This window comes from Wolbachia endosymbiont (group B) of Philonthus cognatus, assembly GCF_947179345.1.
GTDB lineage: Bacteria > Pseudomonadota > Alphaproteobacteria > Rickettsiales > Anaplasmataceae > Wolbachia.
The window spans coordinates 352,449-371,582 of the sequence record NZ_CAMXBG010000001.1 but is presented as its reverse complement, the minus strand read 5'-3'; the positions used below and the strand labels follow the sequence as shown (position 1 = coordinate 371,582).

At 33.7% G+C, this 19,134-nt stretch carries 18 protein-coding genes and 1 tRNA gene; 10 read left to right on the top strand and 9 right to left on the bottom strand.

All coding sequences use genetic code 11. The features are described 5' to 3' along the window. Positions 1-41 precede the first annotated feature (41 nt). Positions 42-2,066 carry a ComEC/Rec2 family competence protein gene (locus tag ONG78_RS01780; RefSeq protein ID WP_264377540.1) on the bottom strand — a complete coding sequence of 675 codons (2,025 nt, stop codon included), beginning with the start codon at positions 2,064-2,066 and terminating at the stop codon, positions 42-44. Positions 2,067-2,162: 96 nt separating this feature from the next. On the opposite strand from ONG78_RS01780, the gene ONG78_RS01775 reads away from it, so the two are divergent. Beyond that, a tRNA-Met gene (locus ONG78_RS01775) sits at positions 2,163-2,239 on the top strand. A gap of 384 nt (positions 2,240-2,623) precedes the next feature. Continuing rightward, positions 2,624-2,887, top strand: coding sequence for a hypothetical protein (locus ONG78_RS01770; RefSeq protein ID WP_264375198.1), 264 nt, complete (start codon positions 2,624-2,626; stop codon positions 2,885-2,887). A gap of 426 nt (positions 2,888-3,313) precedes the next feature. Here ONG78_RS01770 and tmk read toward each other — a convergent pair whose 3' ends face one another. Next, on the bottom strand, positions 3,314-3,907 hold the full coding sequence (tmk, locus tag ONG78_RS01765) for a dTMP kinase (protein WP_264377539.1): 594 nt from the start codon (positions 3,905-3,907) through the stop codon (positions 3,314-3,316). 106 nt (positions 3,908-4,013) lie between these two features. Between tmk and ONG78_RS01760 the strand changes: the two genes are divergently transcribed. The 3 genes from ONG78_RS01760 to ONG78_RS01750 all read left to right on the top strand — a co-directional run bounded on the left by ONG78_RS01760 (position 4,014) and on the right by ONG78_RS01750 (position 7,560). Beyond that, a complete protein-coding gene (locus tag ONG78_RS01760; protein ID WP_264375199.1) occupies positions 4,014-4,586 on the top strand; it encodes a thioredoxin family protein in 573 nt (190 codons plus the stop codon). A gap of 5 nt (positions 4,587-4,591) precedes the next feature. After that, positions 4,592-6,310, top strand: a complete 1,719-nt coding sequence (locus tag ONG78_RS01755) for a monovalent cation:proton antiporter-2 (CPA2) family protein (RefSeq protein ID WP_264377538.1) — start codon at positions 4,592-4,594, stop codon at positions 6,308-6,310. An 89-nt stretch (positions 6,311-6,399) separates the two neighbouring features. Continuing rightward, complete coding sequence (locus ONG78_RS01750; RefSeq protein ID WP_264377537.1) at positions 6,400-7,560, top strand: aspartate kinase; 1,161 nt, start codon at positions 6,400-6,402, stop codon at positions 7,558-7,560. A gap of 15 nt (positions 7,561-7,575) precedes the next feature. Here ONG78_RS01750 and recF read toward each other — a convergent pair whose 3' ends face one another. Both recF and bcp read right to left on the bottom strand, forming a co-directional pair. Continuing rightward, entirely contained in the window at positions 7,576-8,655 is a 1,080-nt protein-coding gene (recF, locus tag ONG78_RS01745) for a DNA replication/repair protein RecF (protein WP_264336463.1), read from the bottom strand. An 8-nt stretch (positions 8,656-8,663) separates the two neighbouring features. Continuing rightward, positions 8,664-9,131: a thioredoxin-dependent thiol peroxidase gene (gene bcp, locus ONG78_RS01740; RefSeq protein WP_010403789.1), complete on the bottom strand. Its 468-nt coding sequence runs from the start codon at positions 9,129-9,131 to the stop codon at positions 8,664-8,666. A gap of 63 nt (positions 9,132-9,194) precedes the next feature. Between bcp and gshB the strand changes: the two genes are divergently transcribed. Further along, positions 9,195-10,121, top strand: coding sequence for a glutathione synthase (gshB, locus tag ONG78_RS01735; RefSeq protein WP_264377536.1), 927 nt, complete (start codon positions 9,195-9,197; stop codon positions 10,119-10,121). Here the strand turns inward: gshB and murG are convergent. Then, positions 10,106-11,128 (bottom strand): undecaprenyldiphospho-muramoylpentapeptide beta-N-acetylglucosaminyltransferase, encoded by a 1,023-nt coding sequence (gene murG, locus ONG78_RS01730; protein ID WP_264377535.1) that lies wholly within the window; start codon positions 11,126-11,128, stop codon positions 10,106-10,108. The two genes, gshB and murG, sit on opposite strands and share 16 nt — an antisense overlap. A 73-nt stretch (positions 11,129-11,201) precedes the next feature. Here murG and ONG78_RS01725 point away from each other — a divergent pair, with 73 nt between their 5' ends. Next, the gene (locus ONG78_RS01725; protein WP_214303140.1) at positions 11,202-11,561 is read left to right on the top strand and encodes a hypothetical protein; all 360 of its coding nucleotides are present in this window, start codon (positions 11,202-11,204) and stop codon (positions 11,559-11,561) included. Position 11,562: 1 nt separating this feature from the next. On the opposite strand, the gene lpdA is transcribed toward ONG78_RS01725, so the two are convergent. The 4 genes from lpdA to der form a co-directional block, all read right to left on the bottom strand. Further along, positions 11,563-12,948, bottom strand: a complete 1,386-nt coding sequence (lpdA, locus tag ONG78_RS01720) for a dihydrolipoyl dehydrogenase (protein ID WP_264377534.1) — start codon at positions 12,946-12,948, stop codon at positions 11,563-11,565. 626 nt (positions 12,949-13,574) lie between these two features. Continuing rightward, a complete protein-coding gene (locus ONG78_RS01715) occupies positions 13,575-14,054 on the bottom strand; it encodes a disulfide bond formation protein B (RefSeq protein WP_064085878.1) in 480 nt (159 codons plus the stop codon). A gap of 79 nt (positions 14,055-14,133) precedes the next feature. Next, positions 14,134-14,715, bottom strand: coding sequence for a hypothetical protein (locus ONG78_RS01710; RefSeq protein WP_264377533.1), 582 nt, complete (start codon positions 14,713-14,715; stop codon positions 14,134-14,136). A gap of 242 nt (positions 14,716-14,957) precedes the next feature. Then, on the bottom strand, positions 14,958-16,283 hold the full coding sequence (gene der / locus ONG78_RS01705; protein WP_264375208.1) for a ribosome biogenesis GTPase Der: 1,326 nt from the start codon (positions 16,281-16,283) through the stop codon (positions 14,958-14,960). 135 nt (positions 16,284-16,418) lie between these two features. On the opposite strand from der, the gene ONG78_RS01700 reads away from it, so the two are divergent. The 3 genes from ONG78_RS01700 (at position 16,419) to ONG78_RS01690 (ending at position 18,893) form a co-directional block, all read left to right on the top strand. Next, on the top strand, positions 16,419-17,102 hold the full coding sequence (locus ONG78_RS01700) for a hypothetical protein (protein ID WP_264377532.1): 684 nt from the start codon (positions 16,419-16,421) through the stop codon (positions 17,100-17,102). Further along, positions 17,081-17,242: a hypothetical protein gene (locus ONG78_RS01695; RefSeq protein WP_007302286.1), complete on the top strand. Its 162-nt coding sequence runs from the start codon at positions 17,081-17,083 to the stop codon at positions 17,240-17,242. Before ONG78_RS01700 ends, ONG78_RS01695 begins: the two co-directional genes overlap by 22 nt. A gap of 124 nt (positions 17,243-17,366) precedes the next feature. Next, the gene (locus ONG78_RS01690; RefSeq protein WP_264377531.1) at positions 17,367-18,893 is read left to right on the top strand and encodes an acyl-CoA carboxylase subunit beta; all 1,527 of its coding nucleotides are present in this window, start codon (positions 17,367-17,369) and stop codon (positions 18,891-18,893) included. Positions 18,894-19,134 lie beyond the last annotated feature (241 nt).

Below are 19,134 nucleotides of genomic sequence, written 5' to 3'. Positions count from 1 at the left end.
TTTCCTCACATCCTAATTAAGTAATTATATATAAATGATACTTAAAAACAAGTTTTTGGCTTATGCCAAGGACGATTAGAACGCACTTTACTAACCTTTATACCACTATCTGTTAGCCAAACAGAGTGTGTGCCATATGCCTCTAAGTCAGCGTATTTGATGATTTTAGTATTGCAAGCTGGATAGTTAAACTTGCTTAACTGAATTACTAGATCGACATTGTTACAATTTTCTAAAATATCTTCTCTTTTGTGAGCTAGCAACACTGACTTATTATTTCCTTTATTATATATACAGCCATAATCATTACATTTTAGCCTTTTGTTTGAATTACTGAATTTAGTATGATTCACAATTTGATTCTGCCCGTTTTGCTTTGCCCACGTTTTGACAACAAAATTTCTGTTTTTTCTAGTAAGGGAATATAGTAAATTGTCATCTTCTTTTACAGCAAGATTATCAGCACTGACTAGAATGTCAGGAGTTGTATACATAGCGCTAGAGAAAATACCTAGCACAATAAAGAAAATTCCAAAGAAACGCCAATTCCTTTCCCACAAGCATAGCCACAATAACCCAAGCGTTATTATAATAATTAATGAGGCAGGAAAAGTGCGAATAGGAACAACCAAATACTGAAGACTGGCAATTGCGTTTGTTATATATAAAACGCTGTCAATTGGGCGTTCCATGAGAGGCGTTATAATCCACTGAGTACCTAAAGGAATCAATAAAACATAAATTATTCCAAGTGGAATAATAATGAGTGTAACTATTGGTATAGCAATCAAATTTGTGATAATGCTGCTGATTGAAAAATAGTTAAAATTATATATTGTATATGGAACTGTTGCTAAACTTGCTATTATTGAGCTGATCATTATCGACACAAAATATTTTATTATTTTTATTTTGAATAACTTATTAGCATTGATCTGATAGCTTGCAACTAGTGCCAAAACAGCAGAAAATGACATTTGAAAACCTGGCTTTAAGATTGCTTCTGGCTCCACTATGAGTATCACCGAAGCAGCAAACGCAATTGCTATTAATCCTCGATATTTCCTTTCTATGATTATTGCAACAAGTACCAAGATCACCATGATGTAGGCACGCTGAGCAGAAATTTGCATACCGGTAATCAACAAATAAAAGGTAGTTGGCAAGATAGTAAAGAATGCAGATATTTTTTTAGTGTTATATTTAAGAGTCAAAGTTTCAGATATTGCAAATAAATTACGGAATACTATAAAAAATAGACCAGCAACAAACGATAAATGTAAACCAGATATAGCGAATAAATGTGCTATACCTGAATCTCGTATCGCATTCATAGTTTTTTGATCTACCCCGTCTTTTTTGCCAATTAATAATGCAGAGATTATGTCCGCGTGTGGCTTTTTGGTATTTTGCTGTAGGTTTTCATAGATATATTGACGGAAAGATTCTATATACTCTTGAAATTTTCTTGCTTCAGCCTTTTTGTACAGGACTATTTTGCTTGTTGCAAAGCCTGTAGCATTTATTTTCTGATAATATGCTATTCTTGCAAAATCATATGTATATTCCGAAGGCGCAATTTTTGGAGGAAAGAGTTTTGCTGATAATTTTACTTGATCCCCTATTTTAATGCCTTCTTCCGCTTTGGTTCTAACTGATATTCTGATGCTATCTAACTTAAACTTCGTGTTTTTTATTTCATAAAGCAAAAATTGTTTATATGAGCTCCTATCGTTAATATCCTTCACTGTAGCAACAATATCTTTCACATACCTTTCCTTATCAAGAATGTGAGTATTAACTGAATCTGTTCTGAATTTGCTGGCTGTAAATCCTATGAGCACTGCAATTAAAGAAATGCATAATATTGCGTATTTCCTGTATAATATTGCAATCAGAATTAGTATAGGTGAAAGCAAGAGAAAAATAGATATAGTGAAAGCACAGCTTGGTTCAAAATTTAATGAGAAATATGTTAAAATTCCTGCACACTGAAAAACAGGGAACCACAATATCAAGTTATATTTTTCATTGCACAGATTGTTATGTATATAATTTACTATCATGTTAAGAAAGGTTAATAGATATATAAATATATGTAATAGTGTGATTTTATTCTTTTATTTATTATTATTACGCATATAATAATAAATAAGCAACGACGCGGGATGGAGCAGCTCGGTAGCTCGTCAGGCTCATAACCTGAAGGTCGTAGGTTCAAATCCTACTCCCGCAACCATCTTTCAATTGTACAAACATTGTGATTTCGGATAGAAGAATCACTTGACAAACTTTACCAGTCTCTTATCATATCAATAAGAGTATTTATCCTTGTTTTTGGGCTCAACAACAAAATTCAGTAAAAAAACTCAGATATTTATTGGCAAATTACACAAAAATTATAGCGGCTGCATGTCTTTTAAACTTTTTCTACATTCAGCCAAATCGCGCTTGTTAGCACATTATCAATTTAAATTATTAAAACTTGCTATTCGGGACTTCTTTTGCCTTTTTTCTATTTGGTTGGATGATTTTATAAATTAGTTAAAATATTCATAATATTGATTTCTTATCACAACAATGCTATTATTAAGCTAATATTACTTTTAGTGAGGTATGAGCAATGGTTGATGTGGCTTTTATTGGCGTAAATACGGTTATTGATAACGGATACAGAAGAAAAATAAAACTCGTTATGTCAGGGTTATTTTTAGCTGTATCAGCAGCAACTGCTATCTGGTTTATCTTTCCTGGATCGCAAAATGTACTTGCTCCATTCTTGCTTCCAGCTATATTCCTTCTCTTGACTCTGTCTATGGGATATTATACGTTTCTTTTTGGTTGTGAGAAAAAATCTGTAGTAGAAAATGTTCTAGGTATCTGCTGAGTCAGTTAAGAGAATGCGTTGCCAAGACGAGATCGAATCTTTGCTAGCAAAAACAAGAGATACCACAAAAAATAAGTTTTGTAACATACTTTTGTTTTGAGGATCGTAGCAAAGCGCACAAACTTGCTTTATACGTAAAAGACATTGATGATATTGCATCTTTAATAAAGAATGAGGATCTTTTAAGTCACTTTGATCAATTTTTTACCATAACTGAAGTAAGCAATAAGAATAGTAGAAATGAGCTAATTAATCGCGCAAGAATATATAGAACAATAAGTGAAAAACCTAAAAATGAAATACAAAGTTTTTTAGCTAATCAAAAAGAGAGTCTTTCGTATGAAATAACGTCACCTAAAATTGATAATTTTTTACCACAGGTTAATGCAGTAACTGTTTAGGTTAGCAAAAGTTCAATACGTATAGCTAAGTCTTTGCAATATCAATAATTTCATTGTGTACATGATTATCACTTTTTTTTTCAATTCCAGTAATAACATTACATCTATTAGATTCTTTTATAGCTATTTCTTGAAATCCTTTTCGAATTTTATGATAGAAATCAATGCTCATTTCTTCATACTTATTTTTATCCTTTGCTCTGCTGAGTCCAACTTGAACATCAATATCTAAAATAAATGTGATATCTGGATATTTAATTTCCACTAATTTGTGTAAGTCTCTTATTAGACTCAAGTCAACACCTAGTCCATACCCTTGATACGCAATAGTTGAATCGATAAATCGATCACAAATAACTGTCTTTCCCTCTTTAATAGCTGGCAATATTAATTTTTTCATATGTTCGTGCCTCATCGAGATAAGCAGCAAGAGTTCAGAAATAGGATCAATATTATCCTTAAGTAGTAATCCTCTTATTTTTTCTGCAAAATCAGTACCACCTGGTTCTCTAGTCAATACGACATTATTTTCACCGTGAATTTGCTTGAAATAATTTGCAAGTAACTCAGACTGTGTTGTTTTACCAGAACCATCTATTCCTTCGAAGGTTATGAACATAAATTTTATAATTACAATGCTAAATGCAAACAGTGTACATAGAAACCATTTGACATTTAAGCAATAAGATCATAAATTATACACGGTATATAATTCTCTATGAGCTATGGTTGCGCTAGACACTCCTAAGATAGATTTAGACTTTACTGCAAAGAATTTCAATCTCTTGGGAGTGGATAACAAATATTATACATTAAGTGACTGCTATGGGGAAAATGGTCTTATTGTAATGTTTATATGCAATCACTGTCCTTACGTTCAATCAATTATTAGCAATCTAGTAAGCGATGTTAATTTGTTGAAAAAAGATTATCAGGTAAACACCGTTGCAATCATGCCAAATGATGTGAATAAGTACCCAGAAGACTCCTTTGAAAACATGATTAATTTTGCCGAGAAAAATAAGTTTACATTTCCATATTTAATTGACAGTAACCAAGAAGTAGCTAAAGAGTATGGTGCTGTTTGTACCCCTGATCTCTTTGGGTTTAACGCTGATTTAAAACTTCGTTATCGTGGACGTTTTAACAATGCAAAAAAAGAGAAAGTTCAAAATTATGAAATAGGAAGTAGTGATTTATTTCAAGCGATGAAATTTATTGCAAAAACTAGCAATCCTCCAATTGACCAAAAATCAAGTATTGGTTGCTCAATCAAGTGGTCTAATTCTACAGGGTAAATATCATGCACAGTGGCTCTCAGCATTTGTTTGATATTATAATCTTACTTTCCGCTGCTGTGTTTATAGTAATAGCGTTTTGGAAAATGAATATTAGTCCAGTGCTTGGTTACTTTGTTGCAGGTGCATTGATTGGTTCTCATGGATTTAATCTGATACATTCAGCTGAAGTAATGGATAACTTCGCAGAATTTGGAGTAGTTTTCCTGTTGTTTATTATAGGTCTTGAATTGACATTTGAACGCCTCATCGCCATGCGTAGGCATGTGTTTGGGTTTGGTTCTCTCCAAGTTATAGTTACTATGATAGCAATATGGTGCATTGCTCTCGCCTTTGGAGTGAGCATAAACATGGCAGCAGTTATTGGTGGTGGGCTTGCACTATCTTCAACAGCAATAGTGTTGCAGGTTCTGCAAGAAAAGGGTTCTCAAGCAAGCCAAGTTGGTAGATTGTCGATAGCAGTGCTACTAATGCAAGACTTTGCAGTGGTACCTCTGATAGTACTAGTGCCTCTGCTTACTGGCAATTCTGAACACAGCTTAATAAGCTCGTTGGCAGGCTCATTAGTACAAGCAGCTATTGCATTGGTGTTGATATTTGTAACTGGTAGGTTATTACTGAGGCCATTGTTTTCGGTTATTGCCAAAATGGAGAGTAATGAAATCTTTATATCAACAACACTTCTGATAATATTAGGATCAGCATTTATTACTGAACAATTTCATTTATCAATGGCATTAGGTGCATTTGTTGCTGGGTTACTAGTTGCAGAAACAGAACACAGGAATTCGGTAGAACATGCAGTATTGCCATTTAAAGACTTATTTCTTGGTTTATTCTTTATGACTGTTGGCATGTCTATTGATATTGACCTTTTACTCAATAAGTTACCACTCGTTACTTTATTATCAATTATCCTTATCGTTTTAAAGACGTCCATTATATATACATTGTGTAGATTTTTTGGATTTAGAAGTGCACCTGCAATACAAGCTGGATTACTGCTTGCACAAGGTGGTGAATTTGCATTTATTTTATTCCGTTTAGCAGATGAATTAGATGTACTATCAAGTGAAATCGCTCAAGTGCTTATGATGGTAACTACAGTAACTATGGCTTTTACTCCTCTTTTATCGGGAATTGGAGACTGGATAGCAAATTCATTTAGCACTGAAAAAATAATACTAGACGATGAAGCAATCGAAACAGACACACAAGATCTTTATAACCACGTAATAGTTGCCGGGTTTGGTAGAGTGGGATATATGGTAACGAAAATGCTTACTGCAGTGCATTTAAGTTATGTTGTTGTAGATATTCAATCAAAAATAGTGAAAGAAGGAAAAAATGACAGTTTCCCTATATATCTTGGAGATGCTACAAGATATGAAATTTTAAAATCAGTAGGAATAGAAAGAGCTCAAGCTCTTGTGGTTTCAATAAAGAACGAAGTCACTATAAAGAAAATAGTTTCTCTAGTTGCAACAAACTTCCCGCATGTAAATATTATAATACGTTTACCAGATTTGAATAATGTGGAGGTTTATAAAGATCTAGGGGCTAGTAAAATTATTCCCGAGACGTCTGAGATTGGATTGCAGCTAGGTGGAGCAGCATTAAGCTTAAGTGGAATTAGCGAAAGCGGAGTTACATCTTTAAAAGGTAAATTTAGAAAAGGCAACTACAGTATGTTAAAAGACCTTGGTAGTGATAAAGATGAATAATCCTCTATCACTTTAATTAGTGACCAGAAAAACACATTTAATTAAGCAACTATACTCTCTAGAAAGGTGAAATTGACCTTATTGTAACTATGAACAAAATAATAATAAAAAAATTTGGTGGTACTTCGCTAACTGACTTAAATCGAGTTGCAAATCTAATAAAAAACGATATTGAAAAAGGTTATAATGTAATTGCTGTTGTATCTGCTGCTGCAGGATTCACTGACCAAATGGCTTTTCAAGCCAGGCAAATTTCAAATTTAAATTGTAGACAAGAGTTATCAGAGTATGATGTCCTGCTTTCAGCAGGAGAACAAATCTCTTGCGGGTTATTAGCTATCACTCTTCTGTCTGTTGGAGTTAATGCTAAATCATGGCTCGCCTGGCAGTTACCAATTGTAACGGATAATTTTTATTCTGAGTCTAAAATAAAAAAGATAAAAATTGACCATGTAAAAAGATCTTTTGCTGAGGGTTATACTGCTGCAATCATTGCTGGTTTTCAGGGTATACACGATGATAGAATCACTACTTTTGGTAGAGGAGGATCTGATATCTCAGCAATTGCCTTTGCTGTAGTCTTTGGTATTAGGACTTGTGAAATTTTTACTGATATTGATGGAATATATACAGCAGACCCAAAAATTGTTCCAAGGGCACGCAAGCTTAAATCTATCTCTTACAATGAAATATTGGAGATGTCGTCATCTGGTGCTAAAATATTGCATAATCGTTCAGTACAACTTGCAATGAAGCATAATATTAAGGTGCAGGTGTTATCCACTTTTGAGGAAGTAGAAGGCACTACAGTACTACACGAAAAAGATGTACTGGAAAGATACTTAATTACTGGAATAACTTATAGCACTCACGAAGCTCTTGTAACTTTTACTAACTTTGCAAATACTCTGGATACTTTAAGAAATATAGCAGGAGCAAACGTTAAAATTGACATGATACATGGGTCAAGCTTTTTGATTTCTAAATTTGATGTTGATTTAATGACAAAGTTATTGAACAAAAATGAAAATTATGTCGTAAACAATAATATAGCTAAAATTTCAATAATTGGTATTGGTGTTATGTCTAACACTGAAGTGATGTACCGCACACTCAAGGTTTTAAGCGAAAAAAAGATAGAAATACTTGCTGTCACAATGTCCGAAATCAAGATCAGTATAGTTGTTCAAAAAAAACACGCTGAGGCTTTAATTAGAGATTTACATACCGAATATGAGCTTGATGTATGACAGCACGCTTGAAATTTATTTACTTGATAATTCAAAAAACTTGAAAGAGCAAAGATAGTTATTGAAATTATCTTGATTTACATCGGTTATCCAAGTTTGACATTGAATACTTAACACCTCCTCCATTAACACCTTTCTGTAATCTTTATCCAGATGCGACATTATATCGTCAAGCAGAAGAAGAGGTGCTTTATTGTAATGAATACACCTTGCTTTTACACTAGATAAGATGATAGAAAGCAGTAATAGCTTTTGCTCTCCAGTAGAACAAAGATTTATTGGCATGTCCCCTTTTTGGCAAAAAACCCAAAAATTATCATTATGTACAGAAAAGGTTACTCTACCAGTTAATGAGTCTTTTTCTCTGTTTTCCTTTAGACGATTCTGAAAATATTCTGCAGTATCGTCCAAAGTTAGCTGGCTGCTGAATTTCAAACTTGCCTTCGGAAAAAGCTTACAGGAATGGTTATCAATTGTGTCTTGTAATATCTTTAAAACAGATGATCGCATACGTAAAATATCAATTGCATTGGTAGCCATGACGTTTTCAAGACTAGAGAGCCAACTTTCGTCCAAAATATTCTCTCTAAGCAATTTACTTCGCTCATGCTTAGCTTTTCTATATTTCATGTAGCAATAGGTGTAATTTTCTTCAAATAGTGAAACTATACGGTCTAAAAATTTTAACCTGTCGCTTGGAGAATTAAGAAGAATATAGTCCATTTGTGGAATTAGCCATATTACATTAGATATTCTATACAAAGATGAGTAGCTTGACTGCGTTTTCCCATCAATTTGTATTAATTTCTTATTAAGATTCTTTCCTATACCAATTGAGTTAAGCTCTGCTCCATTGAAAAAATCATAATACACTACCCAACTTTCATTACTGCGCCTATTTTGCATCTCATTGATTTTTGCTTTTTTCATTCCGTTGCTTTTAGCAAGCAATGAGATTGCTTCAAGTATATTAGTTTTTCCAATACCATTTTTGCCAGTTACTACAACTGGTCTATCATCTAAATCCAGTTCAAAGTTTGAATGACTACGAAAGTTATATAATTTCAGTTTTTTTATATAGCAATGGGTAGTCATTCTTTAATTTATATTCTCCTTACTTCTTCTAGAACCTCATCAACATGTCCACTAACTTTTACGTTTTTCCAGATCTTCACTACTTTACCTTTTTTATCTATTAAAAAAGTAGTGCGCTCTATTCCCATATACTTTTTGCCAAACATGCTTTTTTCTACCCAAACACCATATTTTTCCAACATTTCAGCATTTTCATCAGAAACCAAAGAAAATGGCAAAGAATATTTTGCTTTGAAGTTAGCGTGGCACTTAACGCTATCTTTTGATACACCAATTATCACTGTGTCAAGAGAAGAGAAATTTTCTATTTTGTCTCTAAAGCCTTTTGCCTCCATTGTACAGCCCGGAGTATCGTCTTTAGGATAAAAATAAAGGACTACATTTTTTTTATCAAAAAATTCACTCAGCGATAAAATTTCGCCAGAATCTGTTGGCAAACTAAAATCAGGTGCATTATTTCCTACTGTTAATTCCATACTTTGCTCCATTATTAACACTTTTATGGTACTATAGTATATTGTAATAGGAAGGGAGGATAAATGAAAGTAGCTTTTCAAATGGATGAAAATATAAATTTTGAAACTGATACTACATTTGCATTAATAAAAGAAGCGCAGAGGAAAAAGTACGAAATTTTTGTTTATGTACCTAATAATTTAGCACTCAAGTTAAATCAGCCAATTGCCCTTGCTCAGAAAGTCAGCGTTGATGATTGTAGCTTCATTTCAAAAGAGGATGTAGTAATCAACCTAAATGAAATGGATATCATATTTATCAGACAGAATCCACCATTTGATATGCGGTACATTACAACAACCTATATCTTAGAAAAGACTACTGCGTTAGTAATAAATAATCCAACAGAAATAAGAAACTGTCCTGAAAAATTAATTACTTCACTATTTCCAGAGCTAATTCCTCCAACTTTGATCACTGAAAATATATCGATGATTAGAAATTTTTGTCACGACTATCAGGATATCATCTTGAAACCACTATATAGCTATGGAGGAAATGACGTAATAAGAATACAAGACCAAAATAGCATTCAAGTGGTAGTCGATCTCATGATTGCAAAATATGAATGTCCTGTAATTGCACAAGCATTTTGTAAAAAGATAAATACAGATAAAAGAATACTGCTACTGGATGGAAAGCCAATAGGAGTAATGAAGCGAGTTCCAAAGTCTAGCGGAGAAATCAGAACAAATATGCGGCTTGGAGCAAGTTTTGAATCTATTGAAATGAATGATAGAGACACTGAAATATGTAATAAAATTGGTCCTGAGCTAAAGAAAAGAGGGCTAATATTTGTTGGCATTGATATTATAGATGACTTCCTGCTCGAAATTAATACTACCTCACCTACGGGAGTAGTTTATATCAATAAGTTGTATAGTAAATCACTAGAAAAAGAACTATGGAATGCATTTGAAGAAAAAGCAATTCGTCAACTAAGTTCTTGAGCTATTGCCTTAATAAATTCAGTAACTCCATTCCTTATTCTTGTTTTCTTAGTATTATTAGCCATATCACGCAATTTTTGACAATTTTGCAATAAATCAACTAGCAACTCTCCTAGATTCTTTTTCGCGTTACTATTTTGCTCAACTATTACAGCTGCTCCCGAATCTTCAATATGTTTTGCATTATAAAATTGATGGTTATCTTTTGAGTGAGGATAAGGAATATATACAGCAGGACGCTCAGCAAGAGTAATCTCTGCTATTGAAGTTGCCCCCGCTCTGCTAATTACCAAATGAGCATTGGCCAGTTTATTTTCCATATCATCGAAAAACTCTCTTAACTCACAATCAATTCCTTCACTTTTGTATAGACTCTTGACCTTGTTTATATTTTTCTTCGTACATTGCTGCGTTACTCTAATCCTCTCTTTTACTTCAACAGGTAGATCACAAATTACGCTGCTCACTACATCATCAAAAAAATTTGCACCCTGACTGCCTGCTATTATTAACACGTTTAAAACTGTTTCAGCTCTAGAATAGCCTTGTGCTTCTATATCGACAAAATTTCCTGTAAAAACGCATTTACTACCTTCTGCATACTTAGTCTCTGGAAAGCTAGTTGCAATTAATTTTGCACTCTTGAAAAAGAATCTATTTACTCTCCCTAAAACTATATTTTGTTCATGTAAAATTATAGGTATAGAAAAAATCTTTGCTGCAAAAAGAGTTGGAAAAGAAGCGTAGCTACCAAAACCAATGATTAGCCTTGGTTTTAATTTCCTGATTCTATATATTGCTAGTGCACAACTATACATTAACAAAAAGAGAAATTTCAATTTGTTGCCGCTTGGCTTGCACAATGGTAAAATATAACTTTCTACATTGATGGTTTTTTGATCCGTAAATAATATACAATTGTATCCTTGTACCTTTAGTGCCCTTGCTAAGGTTATAGCTGGAAAAATGTGTCCACCTGTACCGCCTGTTGCTAGAATAATAGTCATCTGTAAGTAGTAATTTGATAATATATTGTTAATTATTTTTTAATACTTTGCATGTAAAATTTTATCAAGCTTTATGATAGTTGAGTTAAAAATGCCTAAAAGTAGTGACAGTAAAAAAGAATCTAACGTAAAAAATAAGCCTCAAGAGCAAAGCAGAAGCGGAGGTTTATTAAAAAACATAATAAAAGCTCTTTTTAACTCAGTTGTTGATCTACCTCAGCAAGAACAACTCAATAAAAATATTGATAGACAACAAGGTTTAGACAGTAAAAGAAAAAGCCCAGAGGATCTTAATCAGGAAAAAAAGCTTGAAGTGAAAGAAGCAGCTGAAGGGTTAAAAGAAAAGTTAGAAAAATCTGATATTGGTAATCAATCTATTAGAATTGAATCGCCTAATCAGGATAATTGTAGCTCTAAAACAATGGATCGTTAGCTTAACTATTTAACGATTCATCATCTGCAGCAAGTACTGATTCGTGTATAATTTCCGAAATAGTTGGATGAGGAAAAATCGTAGATTTTATGTCGCAGTCTGTTCCCTCTAGTTGCTTTGCAAGAGCGAAATTGCTAATTAACTCTGTTACTTCCGCTCCTATCATGTGGCTACCCAGAAGTTCGCCTGTTTTTTTGTCTATAATTGTTTTCACTAAACCTTCAGTTTCACTTAGTGCAATAGATTTACCATTAAAGTTGGAGTGAAATTTTCCTACTTTTATATCGTATCCACTTTTTATTGCCTGTTCCTCAGTAAGGCCAACGCTTGCTACTTGCGGATGAGAGTAAGTGCAATTTGGTATGCACTCTTTTTTTAACTTATGAGCATTTTTACCGGCAATTTTCTCAACACAGATTACAGCTTCATGACTTGCTTTATGCGCTAAACATGGGGGACCAGCTACATCACCTATTGCATACACACTTGATTCACTTGTTTCATACCACTCATTCGTTTCAATGAAACCAGAAGGACTCAACTTAATTTTTGTATTTTCTAAACCTATATTTTCAGTGTTTGCTTGAACGCCAACTGCAACAATTACTCTATCGAATTCTTTATTATCACCACTACTTAGCTGCACTTGAACAGAGTCTTTATTTTTAGTGAAAGTTTTTACACTATTGCTCGTATATATTTTTATTCCTTGTTTTGTAAATATCTCTTGTACTAAATTTGAAATATCTTTATCTTCCAGCGGCAAAATAGTGTCTTTTACTTCTATAATTGTTACATCAACTCCCAAAGTACTATAAAAACTTGCAAACTCTATTCCTATCGCACCAGAACCTATGATTAGTAGAGATTTTGGTAACTTCTTTGGAGTCATAGCGTGCTGCGCATTCCATATTAAATCTCCATCTACTTCGATTCCAGGAAGATTTCTTGCCCTTACACCTGTTGCTAAAATGATATGCTTGGAAGAAATTTCCTCCTCCTTTTTGTCATTAAGAATTTTTATAGTACGATTACCTGCAAGTTTACCGAAGCCTTGATGGACTTTGATGTTATTTTTTTTCATCAAATACTCAACACCACTTGATAGCTTGCCAACAACGTTCCTTGAATATTTCACCATTGATTGTATATCAAAACTTGCATCCTTTACTTTTATGCCAAATTCTTCTGATCTTCTTATTAATCTATAAATTTCAGATGCTCTAAGTAGCGATTTTGTTGGTATACATCCCCAATTTAAGCATATACCACCCAAATTTTCCTCCTTTTCAACAATTGCAGTTTTAAGTCCAAGCTGCGCCGCTCTAATTGCTGCTATATAACCACCAGGACCGCTGCCTATAACTGTAATATCATACTCATTCATCAGTTTTCTTCGTATGCAAAAGACTATATATAACAGATGGAACCCGTATGATCAATGCTCAGGTGCATAGAAGCGGCTTGACAAACCTTCCCACTTTTCTTCTTATATCAATAAGAGTATTTATCCTTGTTTTTAATCTCTGCAGATTTAACAACAAAATTCAGTAAAAAACTCAGATATTTATTGGCAAATTACATAAAATTATAGCGGCTGCATGTTTTTTAAATTTTTTCTACTTCAGCCAAAACACGCTTGTTAGCACATTATCAATTTACATTATTAAAACTCACTACTGGGGGATTCTTTTGCCTTTTTTCTATTTGGTAAATTTCTTAATATTTGTAGCTAAAATTTCAGGATGTCATTCCAGCACTTCTTATTACCTGTTCTGGATCCCAGTATCTGGGCACTGGAATGACAAGAAATAGGCTGCTTTCATAACAATGAAAGGTTATTTGGATGATAGCTGCACTTCCAGTTTCAGCTACTCGGATGACAAGAAAGAGGGCACTGGCATGCTGAACCATAATGTTCGTACAGCTGTGCAAGAATCAGTGGGTGTGACTTGCCAAATTTTTAAATTACGGACAGCACCAAGTAACGAACAAGTACAGCGTCTATACCAGTTACTGTTGTACCTTATTTCTTTCTCCACAATACATTTTACCTGATAAGAATAGAGCTACTATAAGATAAATAAGATTCCATGTTGCTAACGAAACACCAAAAATATAATGAGGTCTGTCACAAGACGGAGAGTAGTTAGGGTTTAATAGATTATTTCTTAGCTCTTCTATGCTAACGTTACCACTTGCTTGCTCTGTACAGCCTAAAACATCATGAAATAAGTGGAGTTCAAGACCTACATGATAAAAAGATATTATTGCACCAATGAGATAGCTGCAAAACATCGCATAGATTAGGATTTTGTTGTCTTTGAACATATACGCAACTGCAAGTAGCCCTGTAACATAGTAAACTACTCGCTCGTATATACATAACTTACACGGTATCATATTGAAAAAATACTCTAGCACATATGCAAAAATTAAAGCGACAGCGCTTGATAAGAGAAAAATTATAGAACTGTTATTTACATCTGACATAGTTAATGAATTACTACAATATCTGTGAAGAGTCAACTCTTGTTTGACAACGTTTCATGTAACGATAGAACACTAAGTACTATGTTACTACTTTTACACCTCTATACATATGCTCGCCGTTGTATATTGGTTCAGTAATCAGCCCTTTCATATCAGTTGCAACTCTAGTATCACTATCTATTTTTGCAATTTCTTCTTTGGTATACAATTCATCCTTGTTTTTCGTCCAGCTATTGTCATATTGAATATCAACTTCTCCTCCATTGGTTTTAAACCCAAATGTTTCTTGCATAAGCAATCTTGCTTCTTCCAAACGTCTATTGTAACGTTTGTTAGAATCTTGATAACTAGATATAAGAAGAAGAACGTCATTAGAAAGAGTGAAATATACTATCTCTTCCATAATTTTGTAAATCTCATGTTCTGATAACTTAAACAAAGGATAATCTTTTTGAAACTTATTCTTTACTTCATTGTAAATTTCCATAATTTTTACTCTACCAGCATCGCTTAGAGCAATGATAGCATTTTCAATACTTGCTATACCATCATAGTCATAACCTTTTCTGTCATTTTCAGCAACCAAAAAGCCCTGGCTAGCCTGAATCTCACCAAGTTTTTTGTCTTCTTTAGGTGAGATATCAAAATCAAAATAGATCATAGGAGATTTCAATATCAACAACATAAATATACGCATGCTGTCTATCTCAACACCAAAATTTTACTTTCTGGAATAGAGTATAGATCTTTGAAATATTGAGATACAGTGTATAAAGGACATTTAGATAGTTCTGTTTTCTTATCTGTTTGTAAGTGAAAGCTGAATTCATACTCTCCTAAATCCAGCTCATTAAAGTCTATAAGCTCTATGTTTTTGTCTAGATTAAAAGGAAGCAAGATTACCTACTTTACATAGGGATTTTTGTTCTTTTTCAAAAGTAATCTGACTGGTACACCTTCAACAAAGAAGTTTTTTCTAAGACCATTAGTCAAATAACGTTTATAACTCTCATCAACACTTTCCGGGACGTTGCATACCAAAGAAAAAGCTGGAGGTTTGGTGCCAATTTGAGCAATATACTTCATTTTAATTGCTCTACCTTTTATAAGTGGGTGAGAATGTTTTTCCACAGCATCTATTAGCCAATTATTCAGTTTTGCAGTGCTGATCTTCTTGTTTAAGGATTCACTCACTTCAAGACACTTATCTATCACATCACCACAGCGCATACCTTTCAATGCAGAAATTGTTACAGTTGGCACTTCCAAAAATAACCGAGTCACTTCCTGTTGTTTGACAAATTTTATTAACTTACTTCTGTCATCCTTACCTATTAAATCCCACTTATTTAAAACAATGATAATTCCCTTCCCCCCTTTAATTGCAGCTTCAGCAATTGATAAATCCTGCTGCTCAACGCCAAGCAAGGAATCTAGCATTAAAATCACTACATGAGAGCGCTTTATTGACTCTATACTTTTTTCAACAAATCTTGATTCTAAGTTATCAACAACATTTGCCTTTCTGCGGATTCCCGCAGTATCGATGAGAGTGATTAATTTCCCATTATGGTCGTATGAAATATCCACAGAGTCACGCGTGGTACCGGGTTCTGAGCTTACTATTAGTCTATTTTCTGCAAGTAAACTGTTTAAAAAAGTTGATTTTCCAACGTTTGGGCGACCGATGATTGCAATCCTCAGTCTAAAGGACTCACTTTCAGGCAGCTCAGTGCCTTCGCTAAGACCTTCAATAACACTAGCTAATGCATCATAAAGATCAATCATACCAAGATTATGTTCGGCTGAGATGTACACCGGACCTATGAAGTTGAAGAACTGCAAATAATCAACGTTTTCCGATTTATGACTTTCGCATTTGTTTGCTATTAGTATTACAGGTTTGTTCGTTTTTCTCTTCAGCCACTTTGCAAACTCTTTGTTCTGCTCGTTTTGCACTTTTGCATCAACAAGAAAAAAAATTACATCTGCGCTTAATAAAGAAAACTCTATTTGTTCAATAACTTGTAGTGAAAAACTAGTTTGGTCATTCCATCCTCCTGTATCTATAACTTTAAACTCTAAATCACTAATTCTTCCAATTCCTTCACGCCTATCTCTCGTTACTCCTGGAATGTCACTAACTACCGCTGCTTTTCTTCTTACTAGCCTATTAAATAGAGTTGACTTGCCTGCATTTGGAAGGCCTATTATGACTATTTTCAGCATAGTTTAAGAGCATGTTTTGTACATAATAGATTATAATCAAAATTTTTCATTTTAACTATTGACTTGATAGATTATATACCTATCCTAAAATTAGGATATTTTATCTTAAGTTTATTATGTAGAATTGGAGGCGCTATGCATAATGCAAATGAAACTTTAATAATGAATTTCGATCAAGTTGCTCAATTAACTCCTCAAATTTATAAATTAGGGACACCTTATAACAACAGGACACGTATATATAGCTATATAACTTTAGCTAAAGCATTGGAGAATCTCAATGATCCATCCCGGTCACATGCAAATAAGGAGCTTTTTTTGAGTGACAATGATGAAGAAACTAAGAAATTTCTGAGTGTAATTCGAAAAGGAATTGCTGAATATACAGGTAATGATTCTGTAGATGTGAGGTTGAGAGGAAAAGAAGATAAATCATTTACTGCATGGGTATCGTTAAAAGAAGGCAGAGGTGAGTTAAAATTTGATAACTCATTTCCTGGTAAAGTCTTAAAGGATAGTAATCCAAAAATTGGAGCTTTTACATTGGTATCTCCAGAAGATAAAAGGTTGGTGCGTGTTTCACAAAGTGATGATGGTGTAAGGCTTTATCAAATACTAAATGAGTCTTGTATAATTAAATTTAACTGGAAAGTGGGTGATAGAGATTGCAGTATTGCTTTAAATATTAGTGGAAATGGTAACGTATTTTGTACTGATTTAAGTGATAATATAAGTCCTGAGGACTTCGAGGAAAACAAAGCTGTAAAAATAAAATTGGCTATTATGAGAATAAGAAGATGGATAAATATAATGACATGACTCTAGCAAAATTGGTCTCATTGGCTTCAAACTTACAAGGAATTGAAAGAGAAGTTATAACAATTAATCCATCAACAGGTGTAACAAGTGCAAGTGCACAGAATGTTAGTGAGTCTCAGCATTCTCAAAATATTAAATAGAAATTGCTAGCGCATTAATTATCGTACACATACACCGTTGCATGCAGCAACGGTGTATGTGTATAATCAATAGGATTTGTAAGCTCAATAAAGTTTACAACCAATTTGAAAGTTATTTTACTACATGCAAGACTCTGAAATACTAGAAACTCTAAAGATCAAAACATTAGAAGCCGAAAAAGGAGGAGGTCCTGATAGAGTTAACAAGCAACATGAAAAAGGAAAGCTAACCGCTAGAGAAAGGCTGAGTATATTGCTCGATGAAAATTCATTTCAAGAGTATGATAAGTTTGTGAAGCATCACGCAACTGATTTTGGCATGCAAAATGCTGATTTTTTAGGTGATGGAGTTGTAATTGGCCATGGTACTATTTATGGCAGAAAAGTTTTTGTTTATTCTCAGGATTTCACTGTCTTTGGTGGATCACTTGGTGCATCACATGCAAAAAAAATATGCAAAATTATGGATATGGCAATTAATGCCAGGATTCCAATTATCGGACTAAACGATTCTGGTGGAGCCAGAATCCAAGAAGGAGTAAATTCCCTTGCTGGTTACGGAGAAATTTTTCAAAGGAATGTAAATGCATCAGGCGTTATACCACAAATCTCTCTAATCATGGGCCCATGTGCTGGCGGTGCAGTTTACTCTCCAGCACTAACTGACTTTACTTTCATGGTAAAAAATAGCTCATACATGTTTATAACCGGACCAGATGTAGTGAAAAAGGTTACCTATGAAGATGTAAGCTTAGAAGACCTCGGTGGAGCAAAAATTCATACAAGCAAAACAGGAGTAGCAGATTTTGCATTCAATAATGAAGTTGAAATGCTACTAGAAATGCGAAAATTCTTTACCTTTTTGCCAGCAAACAATCAAGAGTTGCCAAAACCTGTAACAATCTGTGACTTAATTGATGATGTTGATGAATCTTTGAACACTCTAGTTCCTAGTAATCCTAATACTCCTTATGATATGTATGAACTCATTGAAAAGGTGTGTGATGAAAGGAAATTTTTTGAACTAAAACCCGATTTTGCCCGTAACATCATAATTGGCTTTGGCAGAATTGGAGGAAATACTATTGGTGTTGTTGCAAATCAACCTATGCACCTTGCAGGATGCTTGGATATTGACTCTTCAAGAAAAGCTGCGAGGTTTGTAAGATTTTGTGACGCATTTAACATTCCCATCATCACACTTATTGATGTTCCAGGTTTCCTGCCAGGTACAAATCAAGAATACAATAATATAATACAACACGGAGCGAAACTGCTTTACGCTTATGCTGAAGCGACCGTGCCGAAAATTAGCCTTATCACTAGAAAAGCGTATGGTGGTGCATATATTGTTATGAACTCAAAGCATTTAAAAGGTGATATAAATTATGCTTGGCCAACCGCTGAAATAGCTGTAATGGGCCCTGAAAGTGCAGTTGAAATTATATTTAGGCATGAAAAAGACCAGCAAACGTTAATCAAAGAATATAAAGAGAAATTTGCTAATCCATTTTTTGCTGCATCACATGGATACATTGATGACATTATAGTGCCAAGTAAAACAAGGCATCACTTTCACAAAGCATTAGAGCTACTTAAAAACAAGAAAGTAGAAAGAATATGGAAGAAGCATGATAATCTTCCTTTGTAACTTTCCTCTCAGTCTTTATTGTAAGGTCTACAGTGCCGTTACACCAAGTTGGATTACCAATAACGCTAACTTTTGGGTTCTTTTTTCTACAATATATTCTTACCTTAGCTAAAAATTACTTCCGCACATTTTAAATCTGATTATAACTACAATTAGAGATACTTTTAGAGCTCAAAAATTTATCTTTGTCTGCAGACTTTTTTTTATTAAACAATCAAACTCATAAAAAAATGTAGCGTAT